This window comes from Marinirhabdus gelatinilytica, from assembly GCF_003353425.1.
Lineage (GTDB): Bacteria > Bacteroidota > Bacteroidia > Flavobacteriales > Flavobacteriaceae > Marinirhabdus > Marinirhabdus gelatinilytica.
Window position 1 is genome coordinate 1,199,984 of sequence record NZ_QRAO01000001.1, and the last position, 25,297, is coordinate 1,225,280.

Consider the following 25,297-nt stretch of genomic DNA (forward strand, 5'->3'; position numbering starts at 1 on the left):
ACAGAACAAACTGCAGGAACAACGCCTGCGCATCTCCCGCGACCTGCACGACAACATTGGCTCACAGCTTACCTTCGTGACCTCTTCCATAGACAATCTGCAATACGCGCTGGAAATAGGCAACGAGAAGGTTACCCAAAAACTGGGCGACATAAGCGAGTTCACCACACAGACCATCTATGAGCTTAGGGACACCATCTGGGCGATGAACAAGACACAGGTCACAGCAGAAGACCTTCAGGTTCGCATTGCCAATTTTATAGACAAAGCTGGAAAGGCCGCTGAAGGGGTAACCTTCAATTTTGAGGTGGATGAAGGGGTTTCAGAAAAAACGTTCACTTCGGTCGAGGGGATGAATGTGTACCGTATCATTCAGGAAAGTGTCAACAATGCGTTGAAACATGCTCAAGCCAGTAAAATTTCAGTAGTGATGAAACAATCTGAAAAAGGAACCCTTGTTGAAATTACCGATAATGGTGTTGGTTTTAACGAAGCTGAAATTGAAGCAGGGAATGGTCTGGCGAACATTAGGAAAAGAGCAAGGGACATAGGTGGTAAAGCACAGATAGTCTCAGAAAACGGAAACGGAGCCAAAATAACCATACATTTTTAAAACTACGGCAATTGCCCTATATTTTTAAGACGGGTTTCTGCCTAAATTTACGGTAACAAGATGTATGATGAGTGTTTTCCAGATAGCTGTATTAGGGGTTGTTTTTTTCTTGTGTGCTGTGAGTGTCATTATATTCCGAATTCAAAGGAAAAGGTTGCACCACTTGCATTTGGGTAGCGTTCGTTCGCTGGAAGGAGCTATTTCCAAAAACCAAGGGCAAATACGGTTAAGAAGCGATACGTTGAAAAACTACGATTTTTTGAGGCAGAACATTTCAGAAGTACTTATGGTGCAAAAGGAAATAGAGGTTGCTTGCTGAAGTTATATCAAAATGGCCACAACTGAAAACCACCGTCTAACTTCCTAAAGCTATTTTACGTAACTTTAGGCAACTGACCAACCCATAACCATTATGAACACACGAGTAGCCATAGTAGATGATAATACATTTCTTATCCACGCCATAAAGGAGAAACTGTCGTTTTTTGATGATATTTCCATAAAGTACACGGCTACCAACGGCAGTGAACTGCTCACAAAACTGGAAGAAAGCCACAACCTGGACATTATCCTAATGGATATTGAAATGCCCGTCCTCAACGGCATTGAAACTACACAAATAGTAAAACAGAAATTCCCACAGATAAAGATTGTCATGCTCACCGCCTTCGATAATGACGAAAACATCTTTAACGCCATAAAAGCCGGAGCAGACGGTTACTTGCTCAAAGAAATAAACCCAAAAGATCTCTACAAGGGAATTGTGGAAACCCTGAACGGAGGCGCAGCAATGAATCCCTCTATTGCATTAAAGACCTTAAAACTGCTCCGAAACCCAAGTAGCATCCAAAACCCGAAGGACCAAGAGGAGATCTCGCTGTCCAAGCGTGAGGTTGAGGTGCTGGAACAATTGAGCAAGGGATTGAGCTACACTGCCATTGCAGATAACCTATTCCTCTCCCCAAGTACGGTGCGAAAGCATATTGAGAATATTTACAAAAAGCTTCAGGTGCACAGCAAGATAGAAGCTGTGCAAAAGGCCAAGAACCACAATATAATATAGTAGTTTTCCTTATTTTGGAATTAACAGAAATTTTTAAAGTTTCTGTTAATGGTTGCTAAAGTTAGTAGCTTGGAGTTCGTAAGTATTTATTTTTCTGAAAAACATAATGATGAAAAAGATACTTTTATTTTCAGGGATGTTCTTGTTGCTGGCATGTAATGATGGTAGTCAAGTAGAAGCAGAGGTGCAAATTCCTGAGACACCAGGTGCAGCCTTCTCGGTTAGTGACTCAAATTTTAATACAACGTACAATACAATCCTCGATGCGTTGGAGGATAACCCAAATAGTACTGTTGTGGCGCAGGTTAACCACACCAGTAACGCCCAAAACGCAGGACTAACCCTCAGAAACACACGGTTAATTTTATTTGGAAACCCAAATTTGGGAACTCCTGTAATGCAGGACAAACCACTGGCAGGGATAGACCTTCCCCAGAAAATGTTGGTATATGAAGATGTAGATGGGAATATTCTGGTGAGCTACAATGCAACAGACTACCTAGTTGCACGTCACGGGGTGGACGCTGTTGAAACACTCCCACAGATTGACAATGCACTAGAAAACTTAGCCACACTTGGTACGAATGCTGAAGTAACCATAAATGATTCGGCAGATGTTTCACTGTTTCAAGGAATCATATCTACACCCAGTGCCAATACTTTTGAAGAAACCTATACCAACTTAAAAACAGCAATTCAGGACAATCCAAATTTGACCATTATTGCAGAGGTAGACCATAAGGATAACGCGCAGTCCGTTGGATTAGATCTAGCACCTATGCGGGTTATTATTTTTGGAAACCCGAGCCTTGGTACACCCTTGATGCAAAGTGCGCAAACCACAGCATTGGACCTGCCCCAAAAAATGATGGTTTGGGAAGATGCCGATGGATCGGTATTGGTGACATTTAACTTGCCATTCTATCTAAAGGAACGTCACGATATAACAGACAGCGACGCCACACTGACCCAGATTCAAACTGCCTTAGAAAATTTGGCCACGGGCGCTGCACAATAATTGCAAGACTCCAAAAAAAACCTCCCGTTTTAAACGGGAGGTTTTTTTAATCAATCAACTCTTATAGATTAAAAGCTTTTTTTACCTTATCCACATAGTCCAATTTCTCCCAAGTGAACAATTCCACGTCCATTGTTTTGCTTTCCGCATTCGGAATGTCAAAAGTCTTGGAAACTACTTCATTTTTACGGCCCATATGCCCATAGGCAGCAGTTTCAGAATACATAGGTTGGCGTAGTTTCAGTCTTTCTTCAATAGCAGCTGGTCGCATATCGAAGATTTCCGAAACCTTTTCGGCTATTTCGCCATCGGTTAAGTTAACGTTTCTGGTTCCGTAGGTTTCAACGAAAATTGCCATAGGCTCTACCACACCAATTGCGTAACTCACTTGTACCAATAGCTCATTGGCCACACCAGCTGCTACCATATTTTTGGCGATGTGCCTGGTAGCATACGCAGCAGAGCGGTCCACCTTGCTAGGGTCTTTCCCGCTAAAGGCACCACCACCGTGTGCTCCTTTTCCACCGTAGGTGTCCACAATTATTTTTCTTCCCGTGAGCCCTGTATCACCGTGGGGTCCTCCAATCACAAATTTCCCGGTTGGATTGATGTGGTAGGTGATATCGTTGGTAAACAACGCAGCAATCTCAGGTTTTAGCTGGGTCTTTAACCGTGGGATTAAAACTTCAATAATATCTTTTTTGATCTTGGCGAGCATAATGTCGTCGTCACTGTCAAACTCGTCATGCTGTGTGGAGACCACAATTGTATCTATACGTACGGGAGTGTTATCGTCATTATATTCTATGGTCACCTGACTTTTTGAATCTGGACGCAAATAGGTGATTTCTTTACTTTCTCTACGTAGGGTCGCAAGTTCTTTTAAGATACGGTGTGATAGGTCCAATGCCAGCGGCATATAATCTTCGGTCTCTCTTGTAGCGTAACCGAACATCATCCCTTGGTCCCCGGCACCTTGTTCTTCCTTTGTGTCACGGTCTACACCACGGTTAATGTCGTCACTCTGTTCGTGGATTGCAGAAAGCACCCCACAAGAGTTTCCATCAAATTGGTACTCGCCCTTTGTGTAGCCTATCTTGTTAATGGTGTCACGGGCAATTTTCTGTACATCCAGATATACATTGCTCTTTACCTCACCGGCCAGCACTACCTGTCCCGTGGTCACGAGGGTCTCACAAGCCACTTTACTTTGTGGATCGAACGCGAGGAAATTATCTATAAGGGCATCGCTTATCTGGTCTGCTACTTTGTCTGGGTGTCCTTCAGAAACACTTTCTGAAGTAAATAAATACGCCATTGCTAACTTTTTAGGTTTAAAAATAAAGTAGAGGCGATTTGACGAATACGTCGAAGGAAGTTTACACTGCCTTTAGCATTTTTTAATCCTACATTTGCTGCGGGATCTCATCCTCGGTAATCCGATTTTGAAGAGGTTGCAATCAGTCAAATCTTTCCTCTTAATGGGTGCAAAGGTACAACAAGAATTACAATTAGAAAACTTTCTACTGTTTCTTTAACACGGCTCGCTGTACAGTGGTGATGGGGTAGGAAATAACCTCTGTATTGGCTTCATCATTGCCATGGGTCACATTTTTTTTTGAGGTTGGCGCAAAGACTATCTCAAATATCAAATGGTCTTTTTCGAAAGTAATAAAAGTTGTGAGGAGATTTCCGCTTACTTCAAAAAGCGTGTAAAGTTTATTGCTAAGAATTTTTGTGTCCAGTAGTATTCCATTGTTTTCATCTACTTGAAACAATCCTTTTTCGGCATCAATTTCAACCAGAGAATAATCGCGAACCTGTTTCGAAGTTCCCTCGCCATAGACTAAGGTATATGTATAGGCTCCTATCGTATCTGTAGCGAAAAGATGAAGCTCCATGGGCACTTCCTGTTTTCCTTTTTCAGAAGAAATATGGAGCGTCCCTTTATAAATTCCAAAGAAATCTTCAGGGAAATATACCATACTATTATCTTGAGCGATTGAAGAAGTTGCAAACAGCAATAAAACAAACAGAAAAGCAATAAAATAAGTTTTCAATATATTTATACTTTTACGACCGAGCAGGTATTGTGTGCTGTATAAATGTACAAAATATATGAAAGTAATCCTCCAGAGAAAAAACAACGCCTATCATTTTCAGGGAACAGGAAAAAACCCAGTACCGATACACATAGACAATGGCGAGAACGGTGCCAGTCCCATGGAACTGCTCCTCATGAGCGTGGGGGGCTGCAGTGCCGTAGATATTGTTTCCATCTTGAAAAAACAGCGACAGGAAATCACTACTTATACAATTGAAGTAGAAGGAGAAAGACATGAGGTGGCCCAAGCAAAACCATTCAAGGCAGTACATGTGGCCATATTTCTGGAGGGTAGCATAGTACCCGCAAAAGCAAAAAAAGCGGCACAGCTTAGTTTTCAAAAATATTGTTCAGTATCTTTAACCTTGGAACCACAAGTCCCCGTTACCTATACCGTGTACGTGAACGGCGAAAAAATTTGATTGAAAATGCTCTCCAGAAAAACAAAATATGGTCTAAAGGCACTCTCCTATCTCGCTCGCGAAAACAGCGACGATCCCGTACAGATTGTTATAATTTCCGAAGCAGAGAACATTTCCCAAAAATTCTTGGAAAGTATCCTGCTCATCTTAAAAAAAGCCGAGATATTGCAATCCAAAAAAGGAAAGGGTGGTGGTTACTTTTTGGCAAAACCAGCCAGCGAGATCACCATAGCAAGCGTGCTGCGAGTCTTAGAAGGCCCCATAGCCCTGGTCCCCTATGTGAGCCTCAACTTTTACCAAACATGTGACGATTGCCCGGACGAGGAGGCCTGCAGCGTACACAAGCTCATGGTAAAGGTGCGCGACACCAACCTCAATATTTTCGAGAACACCACTCTGGCCGATCTGGTGGACAGGAAACCAAAAGATTAACGCACAAACCATTGGCATTTTAAAAATTATCCCGTTACTTTGCGGTAGTTCATTACGTACTGAGAGTTATCAAGAAAGGCGGAGGGAATAGACCCTGCGAAGCCTTAGCAACCCTCCCATCCCTGGGTGAAGGTGCTACATTCTATCGGTCACGGCCGTATAGATAACAACAATCCAAGGACCTTTTTTCCTTTTCCACATTTTCTTGATTTAATTTTTTTAGGGCGAGCCCCTTTACAAATGCTTTGAGGGCATTTGCAAAGCGTCGGGCTATCCGCTATATCTCCCTTTGGCTCTTGTTGCCAAAGCGAGGATGCCGCTTCTATCCCTCTCGCAACATGACCACAATAAAATCTGAAAATGAAAAAAAACATTCATCAAGCATTGCAAGACCGCATCCTCATCTTGGATGGGGCCATGGGTACCATGTTGCAACGCTACAATTTTTCCGAAGAAGACTTTAGGGGTGAAAAATTTAAAGACTGGGAAGTTTCAGTAAAAGGAAACAACGATTTACTCTCCCTTACCCAACCCAGGGCCATTGCAACCGTACACGCCAAGTATTTCGAAGCAGGCGCAGATATCGTAGAGACCAATACCTTCTCCAGCACTACAATAGCCATGGCAGACTATGGTATGGAAGAACTGGTTTACGATCTCAATTTCGAGAGTGCTAAGATTGCCAAACAGGTAGCCGAGAAATTCACCAAAAAACAACCCCATAAACCCAGATTTGTAGCAGGAGCCATAGGACCTACCAACAAAACCGCCAGTATGTCGCCAGATGTGAACGATCCTGGTTATAGGGCTATTTCTTTCGAAGAACTACGGAAGGCCTACAAACAACAAGCAGAAGCGTTGGTGGATGGGGGAGCAGACCTGCTACTGGTAGAAACTGTTTTTGATACCCTTAATGCAAAAGCTGCACTATTCGCCATAGAAGAAATAAGGACCGAAAGAAATATGGAGATACCTATTATGGTAAGCGGCACCATTACCGATGCCTCTGGCAGAACGCTCTCTGGCCAAACCGCCGAAGCATTCTTAATCTCCATTTCGCACATTCCATTGTTGAGTGTGGGGTTCAATTGTGCTTTGGGAGCCAAACAGCTTACCCCGCATTTAGAGATCATAGCAAACCGTACCAACCTTGCCGTGTCTGCCTATCCCAATGCTGGCCTGCCCAATGCCTTTGGCGAATATGACGAGACCCCAGAACACATGGCCGCACAGATTACCGAATATTTGGACAAACAGCTCGTAAATATTATTGGCGGTTGTTGTGGTACCACGCCAGAGCATATTGCGGCCATTGCCAAAATAGCGTCAAACTACAAACCGAGACCTTTGGTTTCAGAAAAAGTAACCCTATGATTCCCTCAAAAAACGACTTGGAAAATGCTGTAAATACGGTTTCGGGAGTGGTCCACAGAACTCCTGTCCTCACTTCTTCAACTTTAAATGAGATGGCAGGGGCGCAATTGTATTTTAAATGTGAGAACTTTCAGAAAATGGGCGCTTTTAAAATGCGGGGAGCAGTGAACGCTATTCAAAATTTGAGCGATGCCCAAAAGAAGGCCGGTGTCGTAACCCATTCATCCGGGAATTTTGGGCAGGCAGTTGCTTTGGCAGCTAAAAACCTTGGGGTTACTGCCTATGTGGTGATGCCACAAAATGCACCTTCGGTAAAAAAAGAAGCCGTTAAGGGATACGGGGCACAAGTATTAGAGTGTGAAAGCACCTTAGGGGCACGAGAGGAAAACTCAGCAACAATACAGCAACAAACAGGAGCTACTTTTTTGCACCCTTCCAACAATCTGGATGTAATCTTGGGAAATGCGACCGCTAACGTGGAACTACTCCAAAAACATCCCGACCTTGACCTTATCTTGACTCCTGTGGGTGGTGGCGGGCTGATTGCCGGTACTGCCTTGGCAGCAAAATACTTTGGTGAAAACTGTAAAGTGATAGGAGGGGAACCCTTTGCGGTAGACGATGCATATCGCTCTTTACGATCCGGGAAGATTGAAACAAATACATCCGCTAAAACCGTGGCCGATGGTTTACGAACCCATCTTGGAGATATCAATTTTCCAATCATACAAGAATTGGTTTCATCAATCATTCGGGTGGAAGAAGATGAGATCATCCATGCCATGAGACATATATGGCAGCGTATGAAGATAATTGTAGAGCCAAGTTCTGCAGTAGCTTTTGCGGCAGTTTTAAGGGAAAAGGAAAAATTTCAGAACAAAAAAATAGGGATCATCCTTTCAGGCGGGAATGTAGACTTGGAAAACCTTCCGTTTTAAGTATAAGAAAAAAAGTCGATGGGATTTTTATGAAAACACAAAAAAACAGATACTTGAAGCTGTCGGGATTGGAGCCGTTGATCATTACACCAGAAAGCAATTTCATAAATGTGGGTGAGCGTACCAATGTAGCGGGTTCCCGTAAGTTTTTACGACTGATAAACGAAGGGAAGTACGATGAGGCGCTGGATATTGCAAGGCATCAAGTAGAAGGTGGCGCACAGATTATCGACATCAACATGGACGATGGCTTGATAGACGGTAAGGCCGCTATGGTAAAATTCCTGAACCTCGTTATGGCAGAGCCAGATATTGCCCGTGTTCCTATCATGATAGACAGTTCTAAATGGGAGATCATCGAAGCCGGGTTACAGGTAGTCCAGGGAAAATGTGTGGTTAATTCCATAAGCCTTAAGGAAGGTGAGGCTGCATTTATCCACCAAGCTACCTTGGTTAAACGCTATGGTGCGGCTGTGATCATCATGGCATTCGATGAGGTGGGGCAGGCAGATACTTATGAGCGCAGGATCGAGATTGCAAAACGGTCCTACGATATTTTGGTGCAACAAGTAAATTTTGCTCCAGAGGACATTATTTTCGATCTTAATATTTTCCCCGTTGCCACTGGAATGGAGGAGCACCGTAAGAACGCTGTGCATTTTATTGAGGCTACACGATGGGTGCGTGCTAATCTCCCAAATTGTAGTGTAAGTGGGGGGGTGAGTAATGTTTCCTTCAGTTTTAGGGGGAACAATACGGTTCGGGAAGCGATGCACTCTGTCTTTTTATACTATGCCATCCAGGCTGGGATGAATATGGGTATCGTGAATCCAACGATGCTGGAAGTGTATGATGATATCCCAAAAGATCTGCTCGAACACGTTGAGAACGTAATGCTGGATAGGAGGGACGATGCCACCGAGCGCCTATTGGAGTTTGCAGAAACAGTAAAAGGAACCAAAAAAGAAAAAATAGCAGACCTTTCTTGGCGCGAGGAGCCTTTGCAGGATAGGATAACCAGAGCTCTCGTAAAGGGCATTGACCAATTTATAATTGACGATATAGAGGAAGCCCGCCAAAGCGTCACAAAGCCCATTGAAGTGATCGAGGGTCACTTGATGATAGGAATGAACGTGGTGGGCGATCTGTTTGGTAGTGGCAAAATGTTTTTACCGCAAGTGGTAAAGAGTGCGCGGGTCATGAAAAAAGCGGTGGCATATCTGCTTCCTTTTATTGAAGAGGAAAAAGATGAAGTCACTAAAAAAAATGGTGTGATACTCATGGCTACGGTTAAGGGAGACGTTCACGACATAGGTAAAAACATTGTTTCCGTTGTCCTGGCCTGCAACAATTATGAGATTGTGGACTTGGGCGTAATGGTAGCACCAGAAAAAATAATCGCCGAGGCCAAGGCCCGTAACGTAGATGTAATAGGCTTGAGCGGTCTCATAACCCCATCGTTGGACGAAATGGTTTTTTTGGCAAAGGAAATGCAACGTCAGGATTTTGAAGTACCACTATTAATTGGAGGTGCCACTACCAGCAAGGCACATACGGCCGTGAAGATAGACCCGCAGTACAAAAGCGCCGTGGTACACGTAAATGATGCATCGAGGGCTGTGACCGTGGTGGGTGATCTGCTTCAGAAAGATAAAAAGGAAGGGTATATAAAAAATATAAAAGAAGAATATGCCAAGTTCCGCGAGGGGTTCTTGAACAGGCAAGAAGCAAAAACCTATATTGCAATAGATGATGCACGCGCCAATAAATTCAAAATAGATTGGAACAGTGCTGAAATTGTAAAACCTAAGGAGCTTGGGATTCAAGCCCTCCAAGATTTCAACCTTTCAAAACTGAAGGATTTTATAGACTGGACACCCTTTTTTAGAAGTTGGGACCTGCATGGGCGCTATCCCAATATTTTAACCGATGAAATTGTTGGAGAACAAGCCGTCGAGCTTTTTGAAGATGCCAAGAAAATGCTTGAAAAAATAATTTCAGAAAAACTACTGAAAGCAAAAGCTATCTTCGGTTTGTTTGAGGCAACTACCATTAAACATGATGATATTGAAGTTAAATTTTCCTCTTTACCTATGGGGGAGACCGAGAGGGCGATGTTCCGCACCCTCCGCCAACAATCAAAAAAAGCAAAAGGCCGTCCCAATATTGCTTTAGCCGATTTTATCGCGCCCCAAGAAACAGGCAAGCGGGATTATATTGGCTGTTTTTGTGTGACCACAGGTTTCGGTACCGAAACTTTGGCAAAACAATACGAAGCCCAGCATGACGATTACAATAGTATTATGGTAAAAGCACTGGCAGATCGTCTTGCGGAAGCCTTTGCCGAATACCTGCATAAGGAAGTCCGTACCAAGCATTGGGGCTACGCCAAAAACGAAAATCTGGACAATGAAGAACTTATAAAAGAAAGCTACAAGGGCATTCGTCCCGCCCCGGGCTATCCTGCCTGTCCGGACCACTTGGAAAAAAAGACCATCTGGGAATTGCTTCAGGTGGAAGAAGCCATTGGTGTTACCCTAACCGATAGTTTGGCCATGTGGCCAGCAGCTTCGGTATCTGGGTACTATTTTGGCAATGAACAAGCAAGGTATTTCGGTTTAGGAAAAATAAAACAAGACCAAGTAGAGGATTATGCCAAACGCAAGAATATTTCAGTAGAAAAAGCAATAAAATGGTTGCAGCCCAATATTGCAGAATAACTATGTGCTTCGATACATTTTTAATATTGCTATCGCAAATTAAAAACACCTGCCTGCAGGCTCAGCAACCGAAGAAAACATAGAATATGAATTAAAATTGAAATTGAGTTTTGTTGAAAATTATGTCAATTAGAAAAGATTCCCGCCTACGGGTTTTCTAAAATAAAAACACAAAACGCGCATATTGAGCCCTTTGACAAGCTCAGGATAAACCAAGCCCAATATATGAAAGTAACAGAACACATAGAAAAAGCGAACGGAAAGACGATGTTCTCCTTTGAGATCCTGCCACCATTGAAGGGACAGAACATCAATTCTATTTTCGAGAATATAGATCCGTTAATGGAGTTTAACCCGCCATTTATCGATGTTACCTATCACCGTGAGGAATATGTGTACAAAGAATTGGGAAATGGCCTGCTTGAAAAAAAAGTAGTGCGCAAACGGCCGGGAACGGTTGGTATTTGTGCAGCTATCCAAAACCGATACAATGTAGATGCTATCCCCCATATCCTGTGTGGTGGTTTCAGCAAAGAGGATACTGAGAATTTCTTGATAGATCTTGGTTTCTTGGGGATTGATAATGTTATGGCACTTCGGGGCGATGCCGTGAAAAGTGAAACCTATTTCACCCCAGAAAAAGAGGGGCATGCGTATGCAAGTAAATTGGTCGAACAAATTTCTGCATTGAATAAGGGCATCTATCTAGACGAAGAGCTACAGAACAAGACCCCCACAGATTTCTGCATAGGCGTAGCGGGCTATCCTGAAAAACATATGGAGGCGCCTAGTCTGGACAGCGATATACACTTTGTAAAGAAGAAAATTGAAAAGGGGGCTTCATATATAGTGACCCAAATGTTTTTCGATAACTCAAAATATTTCAAATTTGTGGATAAGTGCCGTACTGCAGGTATTAACGTACCCATTATTCCGGGTCTCAAACCTATAGCGACCAAAAAACAACTTAATTTGATTCCGCATAGGTTCAGCTTGGAACTTCCCGATGCACTCATTATGGAAATAGTAAGGTGCAAGGACAATAAACAAGTACGACAGGTGGGTGTCGATTGGTGTGTGGCACAAAGCAAGGAATTGATTGCCGCAGGGGTTCCTTTTGTTCATTATTATTCCATGGGAAAGAGCGATAACATTAGGGCCATTGCCTCCCAAATATTTTAAATGGTTACATTTGCCCCCGTGGAAAAAAAAATTATTTTTCTTGGTGTAATGTTGCTGTCTTTCCTTTTTCTGAAAGGACAGGAAAAAGGTGGCTCATCCTATTTTTTGGAAGCTAGCTACCACTATGGATCTTTGTTGGTAACCAACAAGAACATAGCACATTTGCAGCGTAACCAGCCGGAGGGGGTGTTGCTTTCCTTTAGCAAAAAGACGAATGGGGGAAAATATTGGCAAACGGTGTACGGCTATCCAGATTGGGGGGTGTCCTTAGGGATCCAGGATTATAAAAGTGAAGTGCTGGACAAGAGCATTATAGCCTACGGGCATGTAAATTTTTATTTTTTCAACAGAAATCTTCAGTTTAAAGTGGCGCAAGGTATTGGGGTTACCACGGCACCTTTCAGTTATGAGGAAAACTTTAAGAACAATGCCTACGGAAGCAGGGTGATTGCCTCCACTTTTCTAGGTTTGTATTACCAAAAAAAGAATTTGTACAAAGGTTTTGGACTGCAAGCGGGCGTATCTGTCATCCACCATAGCAACGGAGCTTTAAAGGCTCCAAACTCTGGCACAAATGTACTGGCAGCATCTCTGGGACTAAACTATAATTTTGATACTGAAGAACCAGAGTACAAAACCCTCCCGCCACCAAGAACGTTTATCGAACCCATAAAATTGAATCTCTTTTTTAGGACGGGTATCAATGAGGGCGAGACCGTGGGCCTGGGACAGGAACCGTTTTTGGTTCTTGGAGCCTTTGCTGATAAGAGATTGTCCTTTACCTCCAGTGTGCAATTGGGTACGGAGATTTTCTTTTCAAAATTTTTAAAGAATGAAATTGAATACCAAGCAGTATCTTTTTTCGATCCAGAGGTTGCCGGAACCGATTATAAACGTGTGGCTGTGTTTGGGGGGTATGAGCTTCACATTTCGAAATTTTCGATACCTGTACAAATAGGCTATTATGTGTATAGACCCTTTGAGTACGAACTACCTTTTTATGAAAGGATTGGACTGAAATATTATGTAAAAAATAACCTGTACGCCACATTTGCCATAAAGGCGCACGCTGTAAATGCAGAAGCAATAGAATTTGGTGCAGGAATACGATTGTAATATGAACTATTTTCTGAAATATAGATTGGGAGCGCTCTTGTTTTTGGGGTTGTTTTCCTGTAATAGTGAGGATGCCAATGATTGTCTTCAAACCCAGGGCGACTTGGTACAAAAGGTTTATGATGTTCCAAATTTCAGTAAAATACGTACAGAACATAATATGTCCTTGGTGGTAAAAGTAGGGAACACACAAGAAGTAATTGTAGAAACAGGAGAAAACCTTTTTAACGATGTGCTGGTATACGTAGATGGAGATGTATTGGTGCTTAGGGACAACAATGGTTGTAACTTGGTAAGGGATTTTGGGATCACGAAGGCCATCGTAACAAGCCCCAATATTACAGAGATAAGAAATGGCAGCTCTTATGATGTAGTGGGAGAGGGCGTGCTCAATTATCCAGATCTAAGGCTTATAAGCAATACTACCGGAGGCTTCGAAGATATTAGGAAAAGTGGCGATTTTACAATGACGGTTGCAGCACAAAATCTCTTGGTCGAGGCCAATGGGTTTAGTGGTTTTTATATAGACGGCACCGCAGAAAATGCCACAGTTTCATTCGAGGATGAAGTTCCTCGGTTTGAAGGTGCAAATCTAAAAGTGAACCATTTACGTATCTTTCAGAGAAGTGCAAATGTGATGGTCGTGAATCCCCAGATGAGTATACGTGGAAGAATCGTAGGAGTTGGTGATGTAATCGCAGTTAACCGTCCCGAAATTATTGAGGTTGAAGAATTGTATTCTGGCCGCCTTTTGTTTCAATAAACATGTATATTTGGCGTTTGTTTTTTGGTATGAAATTGTTCACGTTTATTGTTCTAGTAGGTGTTTGTCTCCAAGGCGCTATAGCACAGCAAAATGAACTTAAATTCCATGAGGTAAAAGCAGAATATTTCTATGGAACCATCATAGAGCACAATCCGGATATTGCCCACCTTATTACCGGACACCCCACGGGACTTATCTTAAGTTATAACCGAAAACCTTATGGCTATAACGAGTGGGAAGGCCGGTATAACTATCCAGATTGGGGTTTTACTTACATTTATCAGGACCTTGACAACCAATTCTTGGGAGAGAACCATTCCCTGTACGGGCATTTCAATTTTTATTTCTGGAAAAGACGTCTTTCCATTGGTGTAGGGCAGGGTATTGCGTATGCATCAAACCCTTACGACAAGGAGACCAATTTCGAAAATAACGCCTATGGAAGTAGATTTTTAAGCTCTACACTTCTCAAGTTCAATTTTGTTCAGGAGAATATCGTAGATGGTTTGGGGGTCAATCTCGGGATGGGCGTAATACATTACTCCAATGCAAACTTTAAAGCTCCCAATAACAGTACCAATACCTTCTATTTAAGTGCGGGGGTAAGTTATCTCTTCAACCACATAAACTATCCCGAAGCATTGGTGCCTGTAGCTTGGGGTAGTGAATACTACGCAGAACGGTTCCATTTAAATTTTGTAGTTCGCTCTGGGGTGAACGAAGCAGATGTAAATGGTCTTGGGCAATATCCTTTTGTAACGCTTTCTGCTTTTGTGGACAAGCGTATCAACTACAAGAGTACTTTTCAGCTAGGGGCAGATCTGTTCATTTCGAGAATGATTGAAGAGCTCATAAAGTATAGAAGAGTTGCCTTTCCTGGCGATAATCTAAAAGAAGGTCTCGACGCAAGAAGGATCGGGGTTTTTATAGGGCACGAGTTAAGGTTCAACAAAGTTGCTTTTGTCTCGCAAGTAGGATATTATACCTACTGGCCTTACGAATTTGAGAACCGAATCTATAACAGGCTGGGACTAAAACGATATATTACCGAAAACTTATTCGCATCGGTTACTGTAAAGGCCCACTATGCTAAGGCCGAAGCAGTGGAATTTAGTCTCGGGCTTAGATTATAAATTATGGAAAAACTACTTTACATAGCATTTTTACTACTGTTGCTTAGTTGCAATACAGATAACCTTGGAGATTGTTTCCAGAACGACAATGGAGATGTAGTGAGGCTGGAATATGATGTAGATGAATTTAAGAGAATTATTGTTTTTGACCGTGTGAAATTATACATTTCCCAGGGCCCACAAAAAGTAGTTGTTGAATCTCCCGAAAACTTATTGAACGAAGTAAAAGTTGTAGTAGAAGATAGTATTCTGAAACTGAAGGACAACAACAGTTGTAATCTCTTCAGGGATTTTGAAACCACTAAGGTGTATGTCACTGCTCCAGAAATTGATGCAATACGAAACAGTTCTGGAAGTACCGTAGAGGATATAGGCACCATTGGTTTTGAGAGGCTAGAGCTAGTGTCCGAGGATAGGCTCTTGGAGGATGAGTTTCATATCGACGGTGATTTCGATCTGGACGAGCTGGATACCGAAGGAATTGTTATTAATGCCAATGGAGTTTCTACATTTAGGTTAAAAGGTAGAACCCGAGGGTTCCAAATAGGACTTTTCGATGGTGATGCCCGTGTCGAGGCAGCAGAGCTTGAAGCAAGAAACATAAATATATTCCACAGGAGTACCAATAAGATAATATGTTTCCCCACCGATACTATTAGAGGGTCCATTGTAGGAATAGGAGATGTAATTGCAAAAAACCGTCCCCCTTTTGTAGAGGTTGAAGAATTATTTAGGGGAAAGCTTATTTTTGAATAACTTTCTACAATACTTAAGCATTGAACTGTCGTAAGTGATGATCCAGATGCTTATACTGCATCTTTCCCCACTGTTCCTTCGTGAATTTTCCGAAAGACGGATGGTCTGGCCAAGAATCTTGGTTTCGTTTTTTGTCAAATTCATTTAATAGGGACTGCAGTTTCTCTTTTTCCCCATTAAAATCACGTGGCTCCTTTTCCTTGAACTGGGGCATAGTGGGCAGGTTTTTTTTCCAAGGTTTGTCGCTGTACATCGCTTTTTTAAAAAACACCTTCGCAAACCAATTTGGCTTCAGGTTATAATCCCTTTTCTCCATGAGTACATTTAAAGGCAATTGGCAGTGGTGCAACATTTGGGCGTGGGACATTTTGCCCCATTGTTTTTCGTTATCCTGAGTTAGAGCGTTGAGCCTGCTTTTTATCTCTTCAAAAGCATTGTTTTCAAAAAGTGATTTCATGAGTTTGATATTGAAGATTTTAAATTTTGCCGAAGTTTAAATATACATCATTATATTTATCGAAACTATTATTCTGTTGAAACAAAAAACGTCTTTTTCAATAAAAAACTGGAACGAGGACGACCGCCCAAGGGAAAAATTGCTCTCCAAGGGCAGGGCGGCGCTATCAGACTCGGAGCTTATAGCAATATTGATTGGTAGCGGTAGCAGGGAAGAGAGTGCAGTGGCTCTTAGCAAACGTATGCTAGGCTCTGTAGGTAATAAACTGGATAAACTTGGCAAACTGTCAATTAAGGAACTCATGGCGTTTAAGGGAATTGGCGAAGCAAAGGCCGTGAGTATCGCTGCTGCTATGGAACTAGGAAAAAGGCGTGGTGCAGAAGAAGGGGTAAAGCTCAATAAAATCACTTCCAGCAAATCTGTGTTCAAGTTATTACAACCGCTCTTGGGCGAATTGACCCACGAGGAATTCTGGATTTTGTACCTTAATAATTCCAATAAAATACTTCAGAAACTACAACTTAGCAAGGGAGGTATCACAGGTACTTTGGTAGATGTTCGTATCGTTTACAAAACGGCTTTGCAATTGGGGGCAGTGGGAATTATCTTGGTGCACAACCATCCCAGTGGAACATTAGTACCCAGTGGTTCCGATAAAAACGTAACAAGAAAACTTAAGGTAGCAGGCGAGAGTCTGGACATAAAAGTACTTGACCATGTTATCATTACAGAAAAAGCTTATTTCAGTTTTGCAGATGCGGGTATTTTATAACTACCATTTTCCATACTTTGACAACCAATAGGTTTGTTATTTTATTAGCTTTACACAACCTATGCTGTTAGTACACACTCAAAAAATTACCACAAGGCTCACCTATTCCTTTAAACATATATTGTTCAGGGTGTTAGGGTGTGATGTATCCTTCACCACTTCATTGGAAGAATTTGTGAGTTATAGTGGGGCAAAGATGTCCTATGGCAAACAGCCTTTGTCCACCGAGCTCTTTGTCCAGGAATTTGGATTATTGTCCCAAAACGGTATAGAGGCCATAGACATACTAGTAAAACCTTGGGAGGAGGTTCCTGCTTTTTTTTCCACTAGTGAAAAAAGTTGTATCCCTTTCGATATTTTTTCGGCAGCATTTTATCTTTTAAGTCGGTATGAAGAATACCTACCGCATGTTAAAGATGAAAAGGGGAGATACCCAGCACACGAAAGCTTGGCGGCAGAACATAATTTTTTAGAATTACCCGTCATAGATATCTGGGCATATAAATTCAAGGCGGTACTGGCAACCACATATCCTAAGCTACATTTTTCTCCCAAGCAAATGAAGGTTCATACCCTACTCAGTGTACAACAGCCCTTTCAATATAACCAAAAAGGCTTGTTTAGGTCGGCTTTAGGCTACTTGCAAGACCTAACATCGGGCAACTTTAAAGAAATGGGACAAAGAACCCAAGTACTACTGGGTATGCGTAAAGATAGTTTCGACACCTTTACTTGGATCGTGAACATAAGCAAACGTAGCAGTGCGAAACTGACAGCTTTTTTCCTTCTCGGCGAACACGAGACCTATGAGGCAAGCCTTAATACACATCGTAAGGCCTTTAAGGAACTCGTGAAATATGTTGGCGATTATACTGAGATTGGACTCCTGTATTCAGGTTCTTCCCTAGAGAGATATGAAACTTTACAAGCCGAAAAAAAACGGATAGAAGCAATTACGAACCGAAGCCTAATCTCTGCAAAACAAGCGAACTTCCACGTAAACCTCCCTGAAAATTATAGAAACCTAATTGAACTGGAAATTGTAAAGGACTATACCATGGCATACCATGATGCCCCTGGTTTTAGGGCAGGGACGTGTACCCCATTTTTATTCTACGATCTGGATTTTGAGATAAAGACACCACTTATGTTGCATCCGGTATCGGTAACTTCAACTGGGTTGGGACACTTACAAAAGCAAGAAATTGAGGAAACGGTAACACAGCTCATGCAGCGCGTAAAAGAAGTGAATGGCGTATTCAGCATGGTTTTCAACAATAGAGATTTTACAAGCGCACCAGAACATACCTTATGGCGCAAACTTTTTTCTGAAACACTACAGAACAATGGATAATATAACCGATGTCTTTTTCGATCTGGACCATACCCTCTGGGATTTCGACAAAAATTCCAGCTTAGCTTTTAAGCGTGTTTTTGCCAACCATAGATTAGATATTGCCCTTGAAGAATTCTTACGGTTTTACGAACCCATAAATTTAGAGTACTGGAAAGCATATCGGGAAGAGCGGGTTTCTAAACAAGAGCTGCGAAGAGGAAGATTGGTAGATACTTTCAGAAAACTGAAAAGAGAATACGATATAGAGGTAATAGATACCTTGGCTGAAGCATATATAACTGAACTGCCCGGAGACAACTACTTATTAAAGGGTGCCCATGAAATTTTGGACTATTTGTTCCCAAAATATAACCTGCATATTATCACCAATGGCTTTACCCAGGTACAGCATGTAAAAATGAAGAACAGCGGTATTGGAAAATATTTTAAGACCATAACAACCTCCGAGGCCGTTGGAGTAAAAAAACCAAATCCTCTTGTCTTTAAAACAGCACTGGATTCAGCAGACGCAATACCAGAAAATAGCATTATGATAGGCGATTCTTTTGAAGCGGATATCCTTGGAGCAAAAGCGGTGAAGATGCATACCATTTTCTATAATTACCGAAATGAAAAACCACCCGGTACTTTCAGCGTGGCAAACAGCTTGCTGGATATCAAAAAATTTCTTTAGATACTAAGAGACTCCATTTGGGCGTTATCATAGCACATATCCCCAAATGTATGCTGAAGAATCCTCAAATTCCCCTATTTATATTAATTGGTGCTTTCCTGTGTTTGTCGTGTGTAAAAGACACCAACTTTGACGATGCGGACAACATAGTGCTCACGCCGGTAGTAGAGCTGGATTTAATCTATTTTAATCTCAACGCCAGTGACTTTTTCGACACTATTTCCAATACTCCCCGTCTACAGATAATTGATACTACCGAAATAAAATTCCTTGACGATGCTTTTGTGCAGGAAGACCTTGAGCGGGCAGAATTCTTGTTCAATTTCACCAACAGCATCCCACGTAGTTTTCAGGTAGGTTTTCAATTTTTGAACGAACAGAACGACACTACCTACACCACACAAACCAATGTACTTGCTGGCACTGCACTAGATACCGAAACTACCATTTTTACTGAAGCGGTTGCCAATGAAGAGATTATGGACCTTACCCGAGCCAATAAGGTAGTAGTCGCTGTGACCATCCCATCTGCAGATGCAGCCCTAGAGGGTATGCTCAACCTGAAATCCAAGACAACATACTTTTTAGAGATAGAGGATTGATATACTAATACTATGAAAAATTGTTGTTATGTCCTCTTTGCCCTCATGGCAGTGGTTTGCAATGCGCAAAACAAACAGGTTTTGTATGGCTTAAAGGAAACCCCACAAAGTGTATTGCTGAACCCTGGCATAGAAGTACCACAAAAAGTACATTTTGGGATTCCGTTTTTATCACAAATCCACGTAAATGCAGGTTCTTCAGGAGTGACTGTGTTCGATATTTTTGGTGCTAGCGACCTTGACATCAACCAACGTATCAGAAGTAAGATTTTCGAACTTTCTGATAAGGATTTCTTTACCGCAACCCAACAGTTAGAGCTTTTCAATATAGGCTGGCGCAGTAAAGGAGATATTTATTTTTCTGGAGGAATCTACCAAGAGTTGGATTTTATAAGCTATTTTCCAAGGGATCTGGCCATTTTGGCTTGGGAAGGCAATAGGGATTATCTAGATTATCCGTTCGATTTGGGACAGTTATCGGTCACTGCAGACCTTACTACGGTATATCATTTTGGGGTAAACAAACAACTCGCCAATAGGCTCACGGTAGGGGTGAGGGGGAAAGTATATTCCAATATGCTCAATATAAGTAGCACCAACAATACAGGAACTTTTACCACAAGCTTAGATACAGATGGTGTAAATATTTACGACCATACCGTGACCGATGCCAACGTTACGGTACAAACCTCTGGCGTTGCCTCCCTTGAGGAAAAGAACGGGGCTGGAGAAGTAGCAGGTTCAGTTTTGGGGCGTGCTTTTTTTGGAGGAAATCTTGGCGTGGGGATAGACATAGGTGCAACCTATCACGTTTCAGATAGAATTACGGCCACTGCAAGTGTTTTGGACATAGGTGCGGTGTTTCATACCAAAGATGTGGAAACGTACAATGCTGAAGGCTCCTACACCTTAAATGGTATTGAACTTATCTTTCCACCACTCAATCAAGGCGAAGCGACTATCCCTTATTTCGGTAACCTCGAAGATGAAATTGAAGAAGAAATTCCTATAGATACTTTAACTTCTGGCTATACAAGGTGGAGACCCTTGAAAGTAAACGCAAGTGCAGAGTATGGCTTTGGGAATATTTTTGGAGGTGGGGAGTGTGATTGTAGAAACCCTGGAGCATCCCAAACTTGGCAACAAGCGGTAGGGGTACAGTACTATGCAATTGCCCGGCCCAAAGGACCGCAAATGGCAGGGACCATTTATTACAGGCGTACATTTACAGAGGGACTTTCTGCAAAGGCTACGTATACCGTGGACAGCTTTAGTGCCTCCAATGTGGGGCTGGGAGTGGTTGCAAATGTAGGGAAGCTAAATATGTTCCTAGCAGCAGATAACCTCTTAACCTACGGCAATATTGCAAAGGCAAAAAGTGTATCTTTACAGCTGGGTTTTAATATTATCATAGATGAATAAGAAAAAATTTGTATTGTGTTTTGTCCTGCTGTTTAGTGTGATAACAGCCGTTCCGCAGCAGTCCATGAGTGAATATAGTTTTATTGAAGTACCGGAAAATTTCGACTTTTTAGATGAAAAGGATAAGTACCAGCTAAACTCACTCACAAAGTTTCTCTTTAACAAGCATGGTTTTAATGCCTATTTTCCCAACGAACTACCTAACGTAAAACGTTGTGACGGTCTCTATGCTTCTGTGGAGAGCAAGCTGGGGTTTATTTATACTAGGACCGTTGTAATTGTGAAAGACTGTAACGGGTTTGAGCTGTTTAGGAGCGAAGAAGGAAAAAGCAAACTGAAAGAATATCGAAAAACCTACCAAGAGTCCCTGCGTAATGCCTTTTTGAGTTTTGAAGGCTTGGGCGTTTCACAGAAAGACCCTGGGACAAAAGCAGAAACATCAGAAAATAATAATAATGCTTTAAACAATGGAAATGTTGAAGCAGCGGCCAAGAATAAAACTGAGACTATCGCTGTAGTTGAAACGTCGGTCCATAATTTCCCAACAGCAAGATTTTCAACCTATAAGGTCGAAAAAGAATCCTATTTGTTGCGCAAAACAAAGGAAGGCTATACACTTTTTAAAGAAAACATGGCCTCCGAAGGTGATTTGGAGGAAATGGGAACGCTAATGCTTATTGGCGATACCCTACAGTTTAAAACAACCGAAGGTGTGCAGCATAATGCTTCTTTTGACGCTGAAAAAAATCTAACAATTATACTACCCTCAGGCAAACAGCACTACAAGTTGGTCCAGAATTAAAAATCATATTTGTCTTTCCACAATTTTTTTAGATAGGTACTAATGGATTGCTCTTTTGGATTATTTCCCGGTCTATAAAATGTAGTTCCTGAAATTTCTTCGGGTAAAAACTCATGTGGTACAAAATTACCGTCATAATTATGTGCGTATTGATAGTTTTTACCGTACCCCAACTCCTTCATCAGCTTTGTGGGCGCATTTCTAATAGATAATGGTACTGATAGGTCACCTGTTTGCCTAACCGCTTGTTGCGCTTTGTTTATGGCCTCATAACTTGCATTGCTTTTTTGGGAGGTGGCCAGATATAGTGCGCATTGGCTCAAAATTATCCTCGACTCTGGGTATCCAATGGTATTTACCGCTTGGAATGTGTTGTTTGCCAAGACAAGGGCAGTGGGATTTGCATTGCCTATATCTTCAGCAGCCAGTATAAGCATCCGTCTTGCGATAAATTTAACGTCCTCACCGCCTTCAATCATCCTGGCAAGCCAATATACGGTAGCATTTGGGTCGCTTCCCCTAATAGACTTTATAAATGCCGAAACTATGTCGTAATGCATTTCACCAGTTTTGTCGTACAGCACCGTGTTTTTCTGTACCTTTTGCATTACAAGCTCGTTGGTAATGAGTACGGTTTCCTTGTTTTCAGAAAGCACAACGAGTTCTAGCATGTTCAATAACTTTCTTGCATCACCTCCAGAGAGTCGTATCAGGGCTTCGGTTTCCTTTAGTGCAATCTTCAGTGTAGAGAGTTTTTCATCTTTAGTGATTGCAATCTGTAACAGTTCATTTAAATCTTCTTTGCTGAAAGCCTTTAAAATATAAACTTGGCAACGCGACAATAATGCAGGAATAACTTCAAAACTTGGATTTTCGGTAGTAGCACCAATAAGGGTTACCCAGCCCTTTTCTACGGCGCCCAAAAGTGAATCTTGCTGGGATTTGCTAAAACGATGAATCTCATCTATAAACAGAATAGGGTTTTTTGTGGTAAACAGCCCATCGCTCTTTTTTGCTTTATTTATAACTTCCCTAACTGCAGCAACACCACTATCTACAGCGCTCAAGGTGTAAAATGGTCTTTCAGACTCTTTGGCTATAATGGTCGCTAGCGTTGTTTTTCCTGTGCCCGGTGGCCCCCACAATATTAAAGAGGGCAGTATTCCAGATTGTAATTGCGAGGTAAGTGAGCCTTTTGGCCCTACCAAATGTTCTTGGCTTAAGTATCCTTCCAGTGTTTTTGGCCTTATTCTTTCAGCAAGTGGTGTATTCATTTAGTAAATTTACGATAATCGAATTTTTATAGACTGACAATTTTGCACAAAACTATATTGGGCTTATTTTTTGACCTCTAAAATTATGGGAAGCAAACAACCATTACAATTTACGATAGATGTTATCATCTACCCGCTGCTGTTTGTTTTTACTGCTTGGTTGGTATTTTGGGTAGAAACGCGTTTTAATCTCAATTTAAACTATCTAGGCATTTTGCCCCAAGATTTCAAGGGGCTAAGAGGAGTGTTGTTCTCGCCATTCATACACAGCAGTCTTAAACATCTCTTTAATAATTCTATCCCAATTATAGTATTGGGAACTGCGCTGTTCTATTTTTATCGAAATATAAAGTGGAAAGTATTTGCAATCGGTTTTTTACTAACAGGATTGCTCACTTGGTCCATTGGCCGGCAAGCCTACCATATTGGAGCCAGTGGCATTGTATATTTGCTAGCTTCATTCCTTTTTTTTAAGGGGATTTTTTCAAAACAATATCAACTTACTGCTTTGGCACTCGTGGTGGTTTTCCTCTACGGAAGTTTATTGTGGTACGTGTTTCCCATAGATCCAAAGATTTCTTGGGAAGGTCATTTATCAGGCTTTCTCGTAGGGTTTGTACTGGCTTTGGTCTTCAGAAAGAACCCAATAGAAAACAAAAAATTTGACTGGGAAAAGGAGAGCTATGTAGAAGAAGAGGACGAGTTCATGAAATGTTTTGATGAACATGGAAACTTTATTGAAACTCCCAAGGACGAAATTGAAATTGATGAAACCGATACCGAAGAAAACAATCTAAACGTCTCCAAACAGAGAAAGATAACGATTACGTATACCCTGAAGAATGAACCTGACGCAGATTGATTCACAATCCAAGCTAAATCAGTGGTTCCTTTGCCTGATCACTTCATAAAGAAAGGTACCACAGGCCACCGAAACATTAAGGGAGTTAATTGTTCCAAGTAGGGGGATGGAAGCACTCTTGTCCACGATAGAAAGGACCGATTTTGAGATTCCCCTCCCTTCTGATCCCATTATTAAAGCCAATGGCTTCTTAAGGTCTAGGTCGTATAGATATGAACCACTCTTTTCGGTAGCTGCAACTGTGGTAATGCCAGAACCTTGAAGGTAAAAGATTGCATCTTTGATATGGTCAACTTTACATATAGGTATATTAAATATAGCCCCTGCAGAAGTTTTTACAGTATCCCCGCTCACTGGAGCTCCACCTTTCTTTTGAATGATTACAGCGTCTACACCTGTGCACTCTGCAGTTCTCAAGATAGCTCCAAAGTTTCTTACGTCACTAATTTGGTCCAACACCACAAATAAGGGAGTCTCCTTTGTGGCTAAAATAGTTTCAACAGTATCTTCAAAAGGTGGGAATGATATTGGTGAAATAATTGCTACTATACCTTGATGGTTACCCTTAGTGAGCCTATTCAACTTTTCAATGGGGACTTCATTGATAGTTATGCTCAAGGTTTCAGCATCGTTAATAATAGATTGTATCTTGGGGTTTTGTATGTCTTTTTGAACGTATAATTTGTCTAAGGTCTTGTTTGCTTTAAGTGCTTCAATAACTGGGTATATACCAAAAACTTTACTTTCTTTTTTCATAGTATAAAAATAAAAAAACCACCACGAAATTCGTGGTGGTTACTTATATAACTTAAATAAGTTTATTAATCTTCAACAGGTGGGTCTGTAAACTCAACTTCATAGTTAAAGGCTTGTAAAAGACCTTCAGCAGTAAGAAGTACATTATCTGTTGTTCCCATATTCCAAGCACCAGGTTCTGCTACGAAATCAGGATCACTAGGATCTAGATCAGGAGTAGGTTGGATAAACGCGGTTGCTTCAGAGTTGTATACAACACCATCTGTAGTAGTAGCAGTTCCGAAGAACTCAAAACTATCACCTTCTTGGAAGGTTTCGATTGGCACATTAAACAATGCTGCCATATCTGCACCTGTAAATCCTACATCAAAAGGGAACGTGGTAGTGCTTCTAAAAGACAAGGTGTCTTCAGGAGCTCCATCAAAATCTCCCACTACTTCCAATTCATAGCTGGCAACTGTTCCATTAGGATCTTCTACCATAGCATCAAAATTAGCACTTGTAGGATCTGCGCCTGCATCAAAAACAGGAGCCTCAACAAATTTTATAAAGCCTCCATTGCCTAGCTCAGGAAATCTTGCTTTGTCTTCATCTTCACAACTTGTGAACGTCCCGGCAGCGAGTACAACTCCCAAGGCTACTGAGAATATTTTATTTATATTTTTCATAATAGTAGTAAATTT

Annotated in this window: 26 protein-coding genes and 1 riboswitch; of the genes, 20 read left to right on the forward strand and 6 right to left on the reverse strand. The window is 41.6% G+C overall.

What is annotated here, in order from left to right:
• The 3 genes from C8D94_RS15270 to C8D94_RS05540 form a co-directional block, all read left to right on the forward strand.
• Positions 1-613, forward strand: a 613-nt coding sequence (locus C8D94_RS15270; RefSeq protein ID WP_170134724.1) for a sensor histidine kinase, incomplete at its 5' end; no start/stop codon positions are given.
• A 412-nt stretch (positions 614-1,025) separates the two neighbouring features.
• A complete protein-coding gene (locus tag C8D94_RS05535; RefSeq protein WP_115122867.1) occupies positions 1,026-1,676 on the forward strand; it encodes a response regulator in 651 nt (216 codons plus the stop codon).
• Between the two features lie 106 nt (positions 1,677-1,782).
• Complete coding sequence (locus tag C8D94_RS05540; protein WP_245946187.1) at positions 1,783-2,694, forward strand: DUF302 domain-containing protein; 912 nt, start codon at positions 1,783-1,785, stop codon at positions 2,692-2,694.
• Between the two features lie 61 nt (positions 2,695-2,755).
• Here the strand turns inward: C8D94_RS05540 and metK are convergent, their stop codons facing one another.
• Complete coding sequence (metK, locus tag C8D94_RS05545; protein ID WP_115122869.1) at positions 2,756-4,012, reverse strand: methionine adenosyltransferase; 1,257 nt, start codon at positions 4,010-4,012, stop codon at positions 2,756-2,758.
• 205 nt (positions 4,013-4,217) lie between these two features.
• Positions 4,218-4,754 (reverse strand): hypothetical protein, encoded by a 537-nt coding sequence (locus C8D94_RS05550; protein ID WP_147278499.1) that lies wholly within the window; start codon positions 4,752-4,754, stop codon positions 4,218-4,220.
• Between the two features lie 58 nt (positions 4,755-4,812).
• Here C8D94_RS05550 and C8D94_RS05555 point away from each other — a divergent pair, with 58 nt between their 5' ends.
• The 10 genes from C8D94_RS05555 to C8D94_RS05600 all read left to right on the forward strand — a co-directional run bounded on the left by C8D94_RS05555 (position 4,813) and on the right by C8D94_RS05600 (position 15,637).
• Positions 4,813-5,220, forward strand: coding sequence for an OsmC family protein (locus C8D94_RS05555; protein WP_115122871.1), 408 nt, complete (start codon positions 4,813-4,815; stop codon positions 5,218-5,220).
• Between the two features lie 6 nt (positions 5,221-5,226).
• On the forward strand, positions 5,227-5,652 hold the full coding sequence (locus C8D94_RS05560; protein ID WP_115122872.1) for an RrF2 family transcriptional regulator: 426 nt from the start codon (positions 5,227-5,229) through the stop codon (positions 5,650-5,652).
• A 63-nt stretch (positions 5,653-5,715) separates the two neighbouring features.
• Positions 5,716-5,822, forward strand: a riboswitch (SAM riboswitch).
• Between the two features lie 190 nt (positions 5,823-6,012).
• Positions 6,013-7,026, forward strand: a complete 1,014-nt coding sequence (locus tag C8D94_RS05565) for a homocysteine S-methyltransferase family protein (RefSeq protein ID WP_115122873.1) — start codon at positions 6,013-6,015, stop codon at positions 7,024-7,026.
• Positions 7,023-7,964: a threonine ammonia-lyase gene (locus C8D94_RS05570; RefSeq protein ID WP_115122874.1), complete on the forward strand. Its 942-nt coding sequence runs from the start codon at positions 7,023-7,025 to the stop codon at positions 7,962-7,964. The genes C8D94_RS05565 and C8D94_RS05570 overlap by 4 nt, the downstream gene beginning before the upstream one ends.
• Before the next feature lie 29 nt (positions 7,965-7,993).
• Positions 7,994-10,684, forward strand: coding sequence for a methionine synthase (gene metH / locus C8D94_RS05575; RefSeq protein ID WP_115122875.1), 2,691 nt, complete (start codon positions 7,994-7,996; stop codon positions 10,682-10,684).
• A gap of 225 nt (positions 10,685-10,909) precedes the next feature.
• Positions 10,910-11,866 carry a methylenetetrahydrofolate reductase [NAD(P)H] gene (gene metF, locus C8D94_RS05580; protein WP_115122876.1) on the forward strand — a complete coding sequence of 319 codons (957 nt, stop codon included), beginning with the start codon at positions 10,910-10,912 and terminating at the stop codon, positions 11,864-11,866.
• Positions 11,867-12,982 carry an acyloxyacyl hydrolase gene (locus C8D94_RS05585; protein WP_115122877.1) on the forward strand — a complete coding sequence of 372 codons (1,116 nt, stop codon included), beginning with the start codon at positions 11,867-11,869 and terminating at the stop codon, positions 12,980-12,982.
• Position 12,983: 1 nt separating this feature from the next.
• Positions 12,984-13,745, forward strand: coding sequence for a head GIN domain-containing protein (locus tag C8D94_RS05590; protein WP_245946188.1), 762 nt, complete (start codon positions 12,984-12,986; stop codon positions 13,743-13,745).
• 29 nt (positions 13,746-13,774) lie between these two features.
• On the forward strand, positions 13,775-14,881 hold the full coding sequence (locus C8D94_RS05595) for an acyloxyacyl hydrolase (protein ID WP_115123050.1): 1,107 nt from the start codon (positions 13,775-13,777) through the stop codon (positions 14,879-14,881).
• Positions 14,882-14,884: 3 nt separating this feature from the next.
• A complete protein-coding gene (locus C8D94_RS05600; RefSeq protein WP_115122878.1) occupies positions 14,885-15,637 on the forward strand; it encodes a head GIN domain-containing protein in 753 nt (250 codons plus the stop codon).
• Between the two features lie 13 nt (positions 15,638-15,650).
• On the opposite strand, the gene C8D94_RS05605 is transcribed toward C8D94_RS05600, so the two are convergent.
• Positions 15,651-16,094, reverse strand: a complete 444-nt coding sequence (locus C8D94_RS05605) for a DUF1569 domain-containing protein (RefSeq protein ID WP_115122879.1) — start codon at positions 16,092-16,094, stop codon at positions 15,651-15,653.
• Between the two features lie 73 nt (positions 16,095-16,167).
• Between C8D94_RS05605 and radC the strand changes: the two genes are divergently transcribed.
• The 6 genes from radC (at position 16,168) to C8D94_RS05635 (ending at position 21,722) form a co-directional block, all read left to right on the forward strand.
• The gene (gene radC / locus C8D94_RS05610) at positions 16,168-16,866 is read left to right on the forward strand and encodes a RadC family protein (protein ID WP_115122880.1); all 699 of its coding nucleotides are present in this window, start codon (positions 16,168-16,170) and stop codon (positions 16,864-16,866) included.
• Positions 16,867-16,927: 61 nt separating this feature from the next.
• The gene (locus C8D94_RS05615; RefSeq protein ID WP_115122881.1) at positions 16,928-18,220 is read left to right on the forward strand and encodes a polysaccharide deacetylase family protein; all 1,293 of its coding nucleotides are present in this window, start codon (positions 16,928-16,930) and stop codon (positions 18,218-18,220) included.
• Entirely contained in the window at positions 18,213-18,896 is a 684-nt protein-coding gene (locus C8D94_RS05620) for a YjjG family noncanonical pyrimidine nucleotidase (RefSeq protein WP_115122882.1), read from the forward strand. The genes C8D94_RS05615 and C8D94_RS05620 overlap by 8 nt, the downstream gene beginning before the upstream one ends.
• Positions 18,897-18,946: 50 nt before the next feature.
• The gene (locus C8D94_RS05625; protein ID WP_115122883.1) at positions 18,947-19,498 is read left to right on the forward strand and encodes a hypothetical protein; all 552 of its coding nucleotides are present in this window, start codon (positions 18,947-18,949) and stop codon (positions 19,496-19,498) included.
• Between the two features lie 12 nt (positions 19,499-19,510).
• Positions 19,511-20,920, forward strand: coding sequence for a DUF5723 family protein (locus C8D94_RS05630; RefSeq protein WP_147278500.1), 1,410 nt, complete (start codon positions 19,511-19,513; stop codon positions 20,918-20,920).
• Positions 20,913-21,722, forward strand: coding sequence for a hypothetical protein (locus C8D94_RS05635; protein WP_115122885.1), 810 nt, complete (start codon positions 20,913-20,915; stop codon positions 21,720-21,722). The genes C8D94_RS05630 and C8D94_RS05635 overlap by 8 nt, the downstream gene beginning before the upstream one ends.
• Here C8D94_RS05635 and C8D94_RS05640 read toward each other — a convergent pair.
• The gene (locus C8D94_RS05640; RefSeq protein WP_115122886.1) at positions 21,719-22,996 is read right to left on the reverse strand and encodes a replication-associated recombination protein A; all 1,278 of its coding nucleotides are present in this window, start codon (positions 22,994-22,996) and stop codon (positions 21,719-21,721) included. The two genes, C8D94_RS05635 and C8D94_RS05640, sit on opposite strands and share 4 nt — an antisense overlap.
• Before the next feature lie 85 nt (positions 22,997-23,081).
• Between C8D94_RS05640 and C8D94_RS05645 the strand changes: the two genes are divergently transcribed.
• Positions 23,082-23,858, forward strand: a complete 777-nt coding sequence (locus C8D94_RS05645) for a rhomboid family intramembrane serine protease (protein ID WP_115122887.1) — start codon at positions 23,082-23,084, stop codon at positions 23,856-23,858.
• 18 nt (positions 23,859-23,876) lie between these two features.
• Here the strand turns inward: C8D94_RS05645 and rlmB are convergent, their stop codons facing one another.
• Together rlmB and C8D94_RS05655 are read right to left on the reverse strand one after the other, a co-directional pair.
• A complete protein-coding gene (gene rlmB, locus C8D94_RS05650) occupies positions 23,877-24,614 on the reverse strand; it encodes a 23S rRNA (guanosine(2251)-2'-O)-methyltransferase RlmB (protein WP_115122888.1) in 738 nt (245 codons plus the stop codon).
• A 65-nt stretch (positions 24,615-24,679) separates the two neighbouring features.
• The gene (locus tag C8D94_RS05655; RefSeq protein WP_115122889.1) at positions 24,680-25,282 is read right to left on the reverse strand and encodes a hypothetical protein; all 603 of its coding nucleotides are present in this window, start codon (positions 25,280-25,282) and stop codon (positions 24,680-24,682) included.
• Positions 25,283-25,297 lie beyond the last annotated feature (15 nt).

Excerpts from the sequence above, each read along its gene's own strand:
- C8D94_RS05535 (WP_115122867.1), top strand. The coding sequence starts at position 1,026 with ATGAACACACGAGTAGCCATAGTAGATGATAATACATTTCTTATCCAC.
- C8D94_RS05540 (WP_245946187.1), top strand. The coding sequence starts at position 1,783 with ATGATGAAAAAGATACTTTTATTTTCAGGGATGTTCTTGTTGCTGGCA.
- metK (WP_115122869.1), bottom strand. The coding sequence starts at position 4,012 with ATGGCGTATTTATTTACTTCAGAAAGTGTTTCTGAAGGACACCCAGAC.
- C8D94_RS05555 (WP_115122871.1), top strand. The coding sequence starts at position 4,813 with ATGAAAGTAATCCTCCAGAGAAAAAACAACGCCTATCATTTTCAGGGA.
- C8D94_RS05560 (WP_115122872.1), top strand. The coding sequence starts at position 5,227 with ATGCTCTCCAGAAAAACAAAATATGGTCTAAAGGCACTCTCCTATCTC.
- C8D94_RS05565 (WP_115122873.1), top strand. The coding sequence starts at position 6,013 with ATGAAAAAAAACATTCATCAAGCATTGCAAGACCGCATCCTCATCTTG.
- C8D94_RS05570 (WP_115122874.1), top strand. The coding sequence starts at position 7,023 with ATGATTCCCTCAAAAAACGACTTGGAAAATGCTGTAAATACGGTTTCG.
- metH (WP_115122875.1), top strand. The coding sequence starts at position 7,994 with ATGAAAACACAAAAAAACAGATACTTGAAGCTGTCGGGATTGGAGCCG.
- metF (WP_115122876.1), top strand. The coding sequence starts at position 10,910 with ATGAAAGTAACAGAACACATAGAAAAAGCGAACGGAAAGACGATGTTC.
- C8D94_RS05585 (WP_115122877.1), top strand. The coding sequence starts at position 11,867 with ATGGTTACATTTGCCCCCGTGGAAAAAAAAATTATTTTTCTTGGTGTA.
- C8D94_RS05590 (WP_245946188.1), top strand. The coding sequence starts at position 12,984 with ATGAACTATTTTCTGAAATATAGATTGGGAGCGCTCTTGTTTTTGGGG.
- C8D94_RS05595 (WP_115123050.1), top strand. The coding sequence starts at position 13,775 with ATGAAATTGTTCACGTTTATTGTTCTAGTAGGTGTTTGTCTCCAAGGC.
- C8D94_RS05600 (WP_115122878.1), top strand. The coding sequence starts at position 14,885 with ATGGAAAAACTACTTTACATAGCATTTTTACTACTGTTGCTTAGTTGC.
- C8D94_RS05605 (WP_115122879.1), bottom strand. The coding sequence starts at position 16,094 with ATGAAATCACTTTTTGAAAACAATGCTTTTGAAGAGATAAAAAGCAGG.
- C8D94_RS05615 (WP_115122881.1), top strand. The coding sequence starts at position 16,928 with ATGCTGTTAGTACACACTCAAAAAATTACCACAAGGCTCACCTATTCC.
- C8D94_RS05620 (WP_115122882.1), top strand. The coding sequence starts at position 18,213 with ATGGATAATATAACCGATGTCTTTTTCGATCTGGACCATACCCTCTGG.
- C8D94_RS05625 (WP_115122883.1), top strand. The coding sequence starts at position 18,947 with ATGCTGAAGAATCCTCAAATTCCCCTATTTATATTAATTGGTGCTTTC.
- C8D94_RS05630 (WP_147278500.1), top strand. The coding sequence starts at position 19,511 with ATGAAAAATTGTTGTTATGTCCTCTTTGCCCTCATGGCAGTGGTTTGC.
- C8D94_RS05635 (WP_115122885.1), top strand. The coding sequence starts at position 20,913 with ATGAATAAGAAAAAATTTGTATTGTGTTTTGTCCTGCTGTTTAGTGTG.
- C8D94_RS05640 (WP_115122886.1), bottom strand. The coding sequence starts at position 22,996 with ATGAATACACCACTTGCTGAAAGAATAAGGCCAAAAACACTGGAAGGA.
- C8D94_RS05645 (WP_115122887.1), top strand. The coding sequence starts at position 23,082 with ATGGGAAGCAAACAACCATTACAATTTACGATAGATGTTATCATCTAC.
- rlmB (WP_115122888.1), bottom strand. The coding sequence starts at position 24,614 with ATGAAAAAAGAAAGTAAAGTTTTTGGTATATACCCAGTTATTGAAGCA.
- C8D94_RS05655 (WP_115122889.1), bottom strand. The coding sequence starts at position 25,282 with ATGAAAAATATAAATAAAATATTCTCAGTAGCCTTGGGAGTTGTACTC.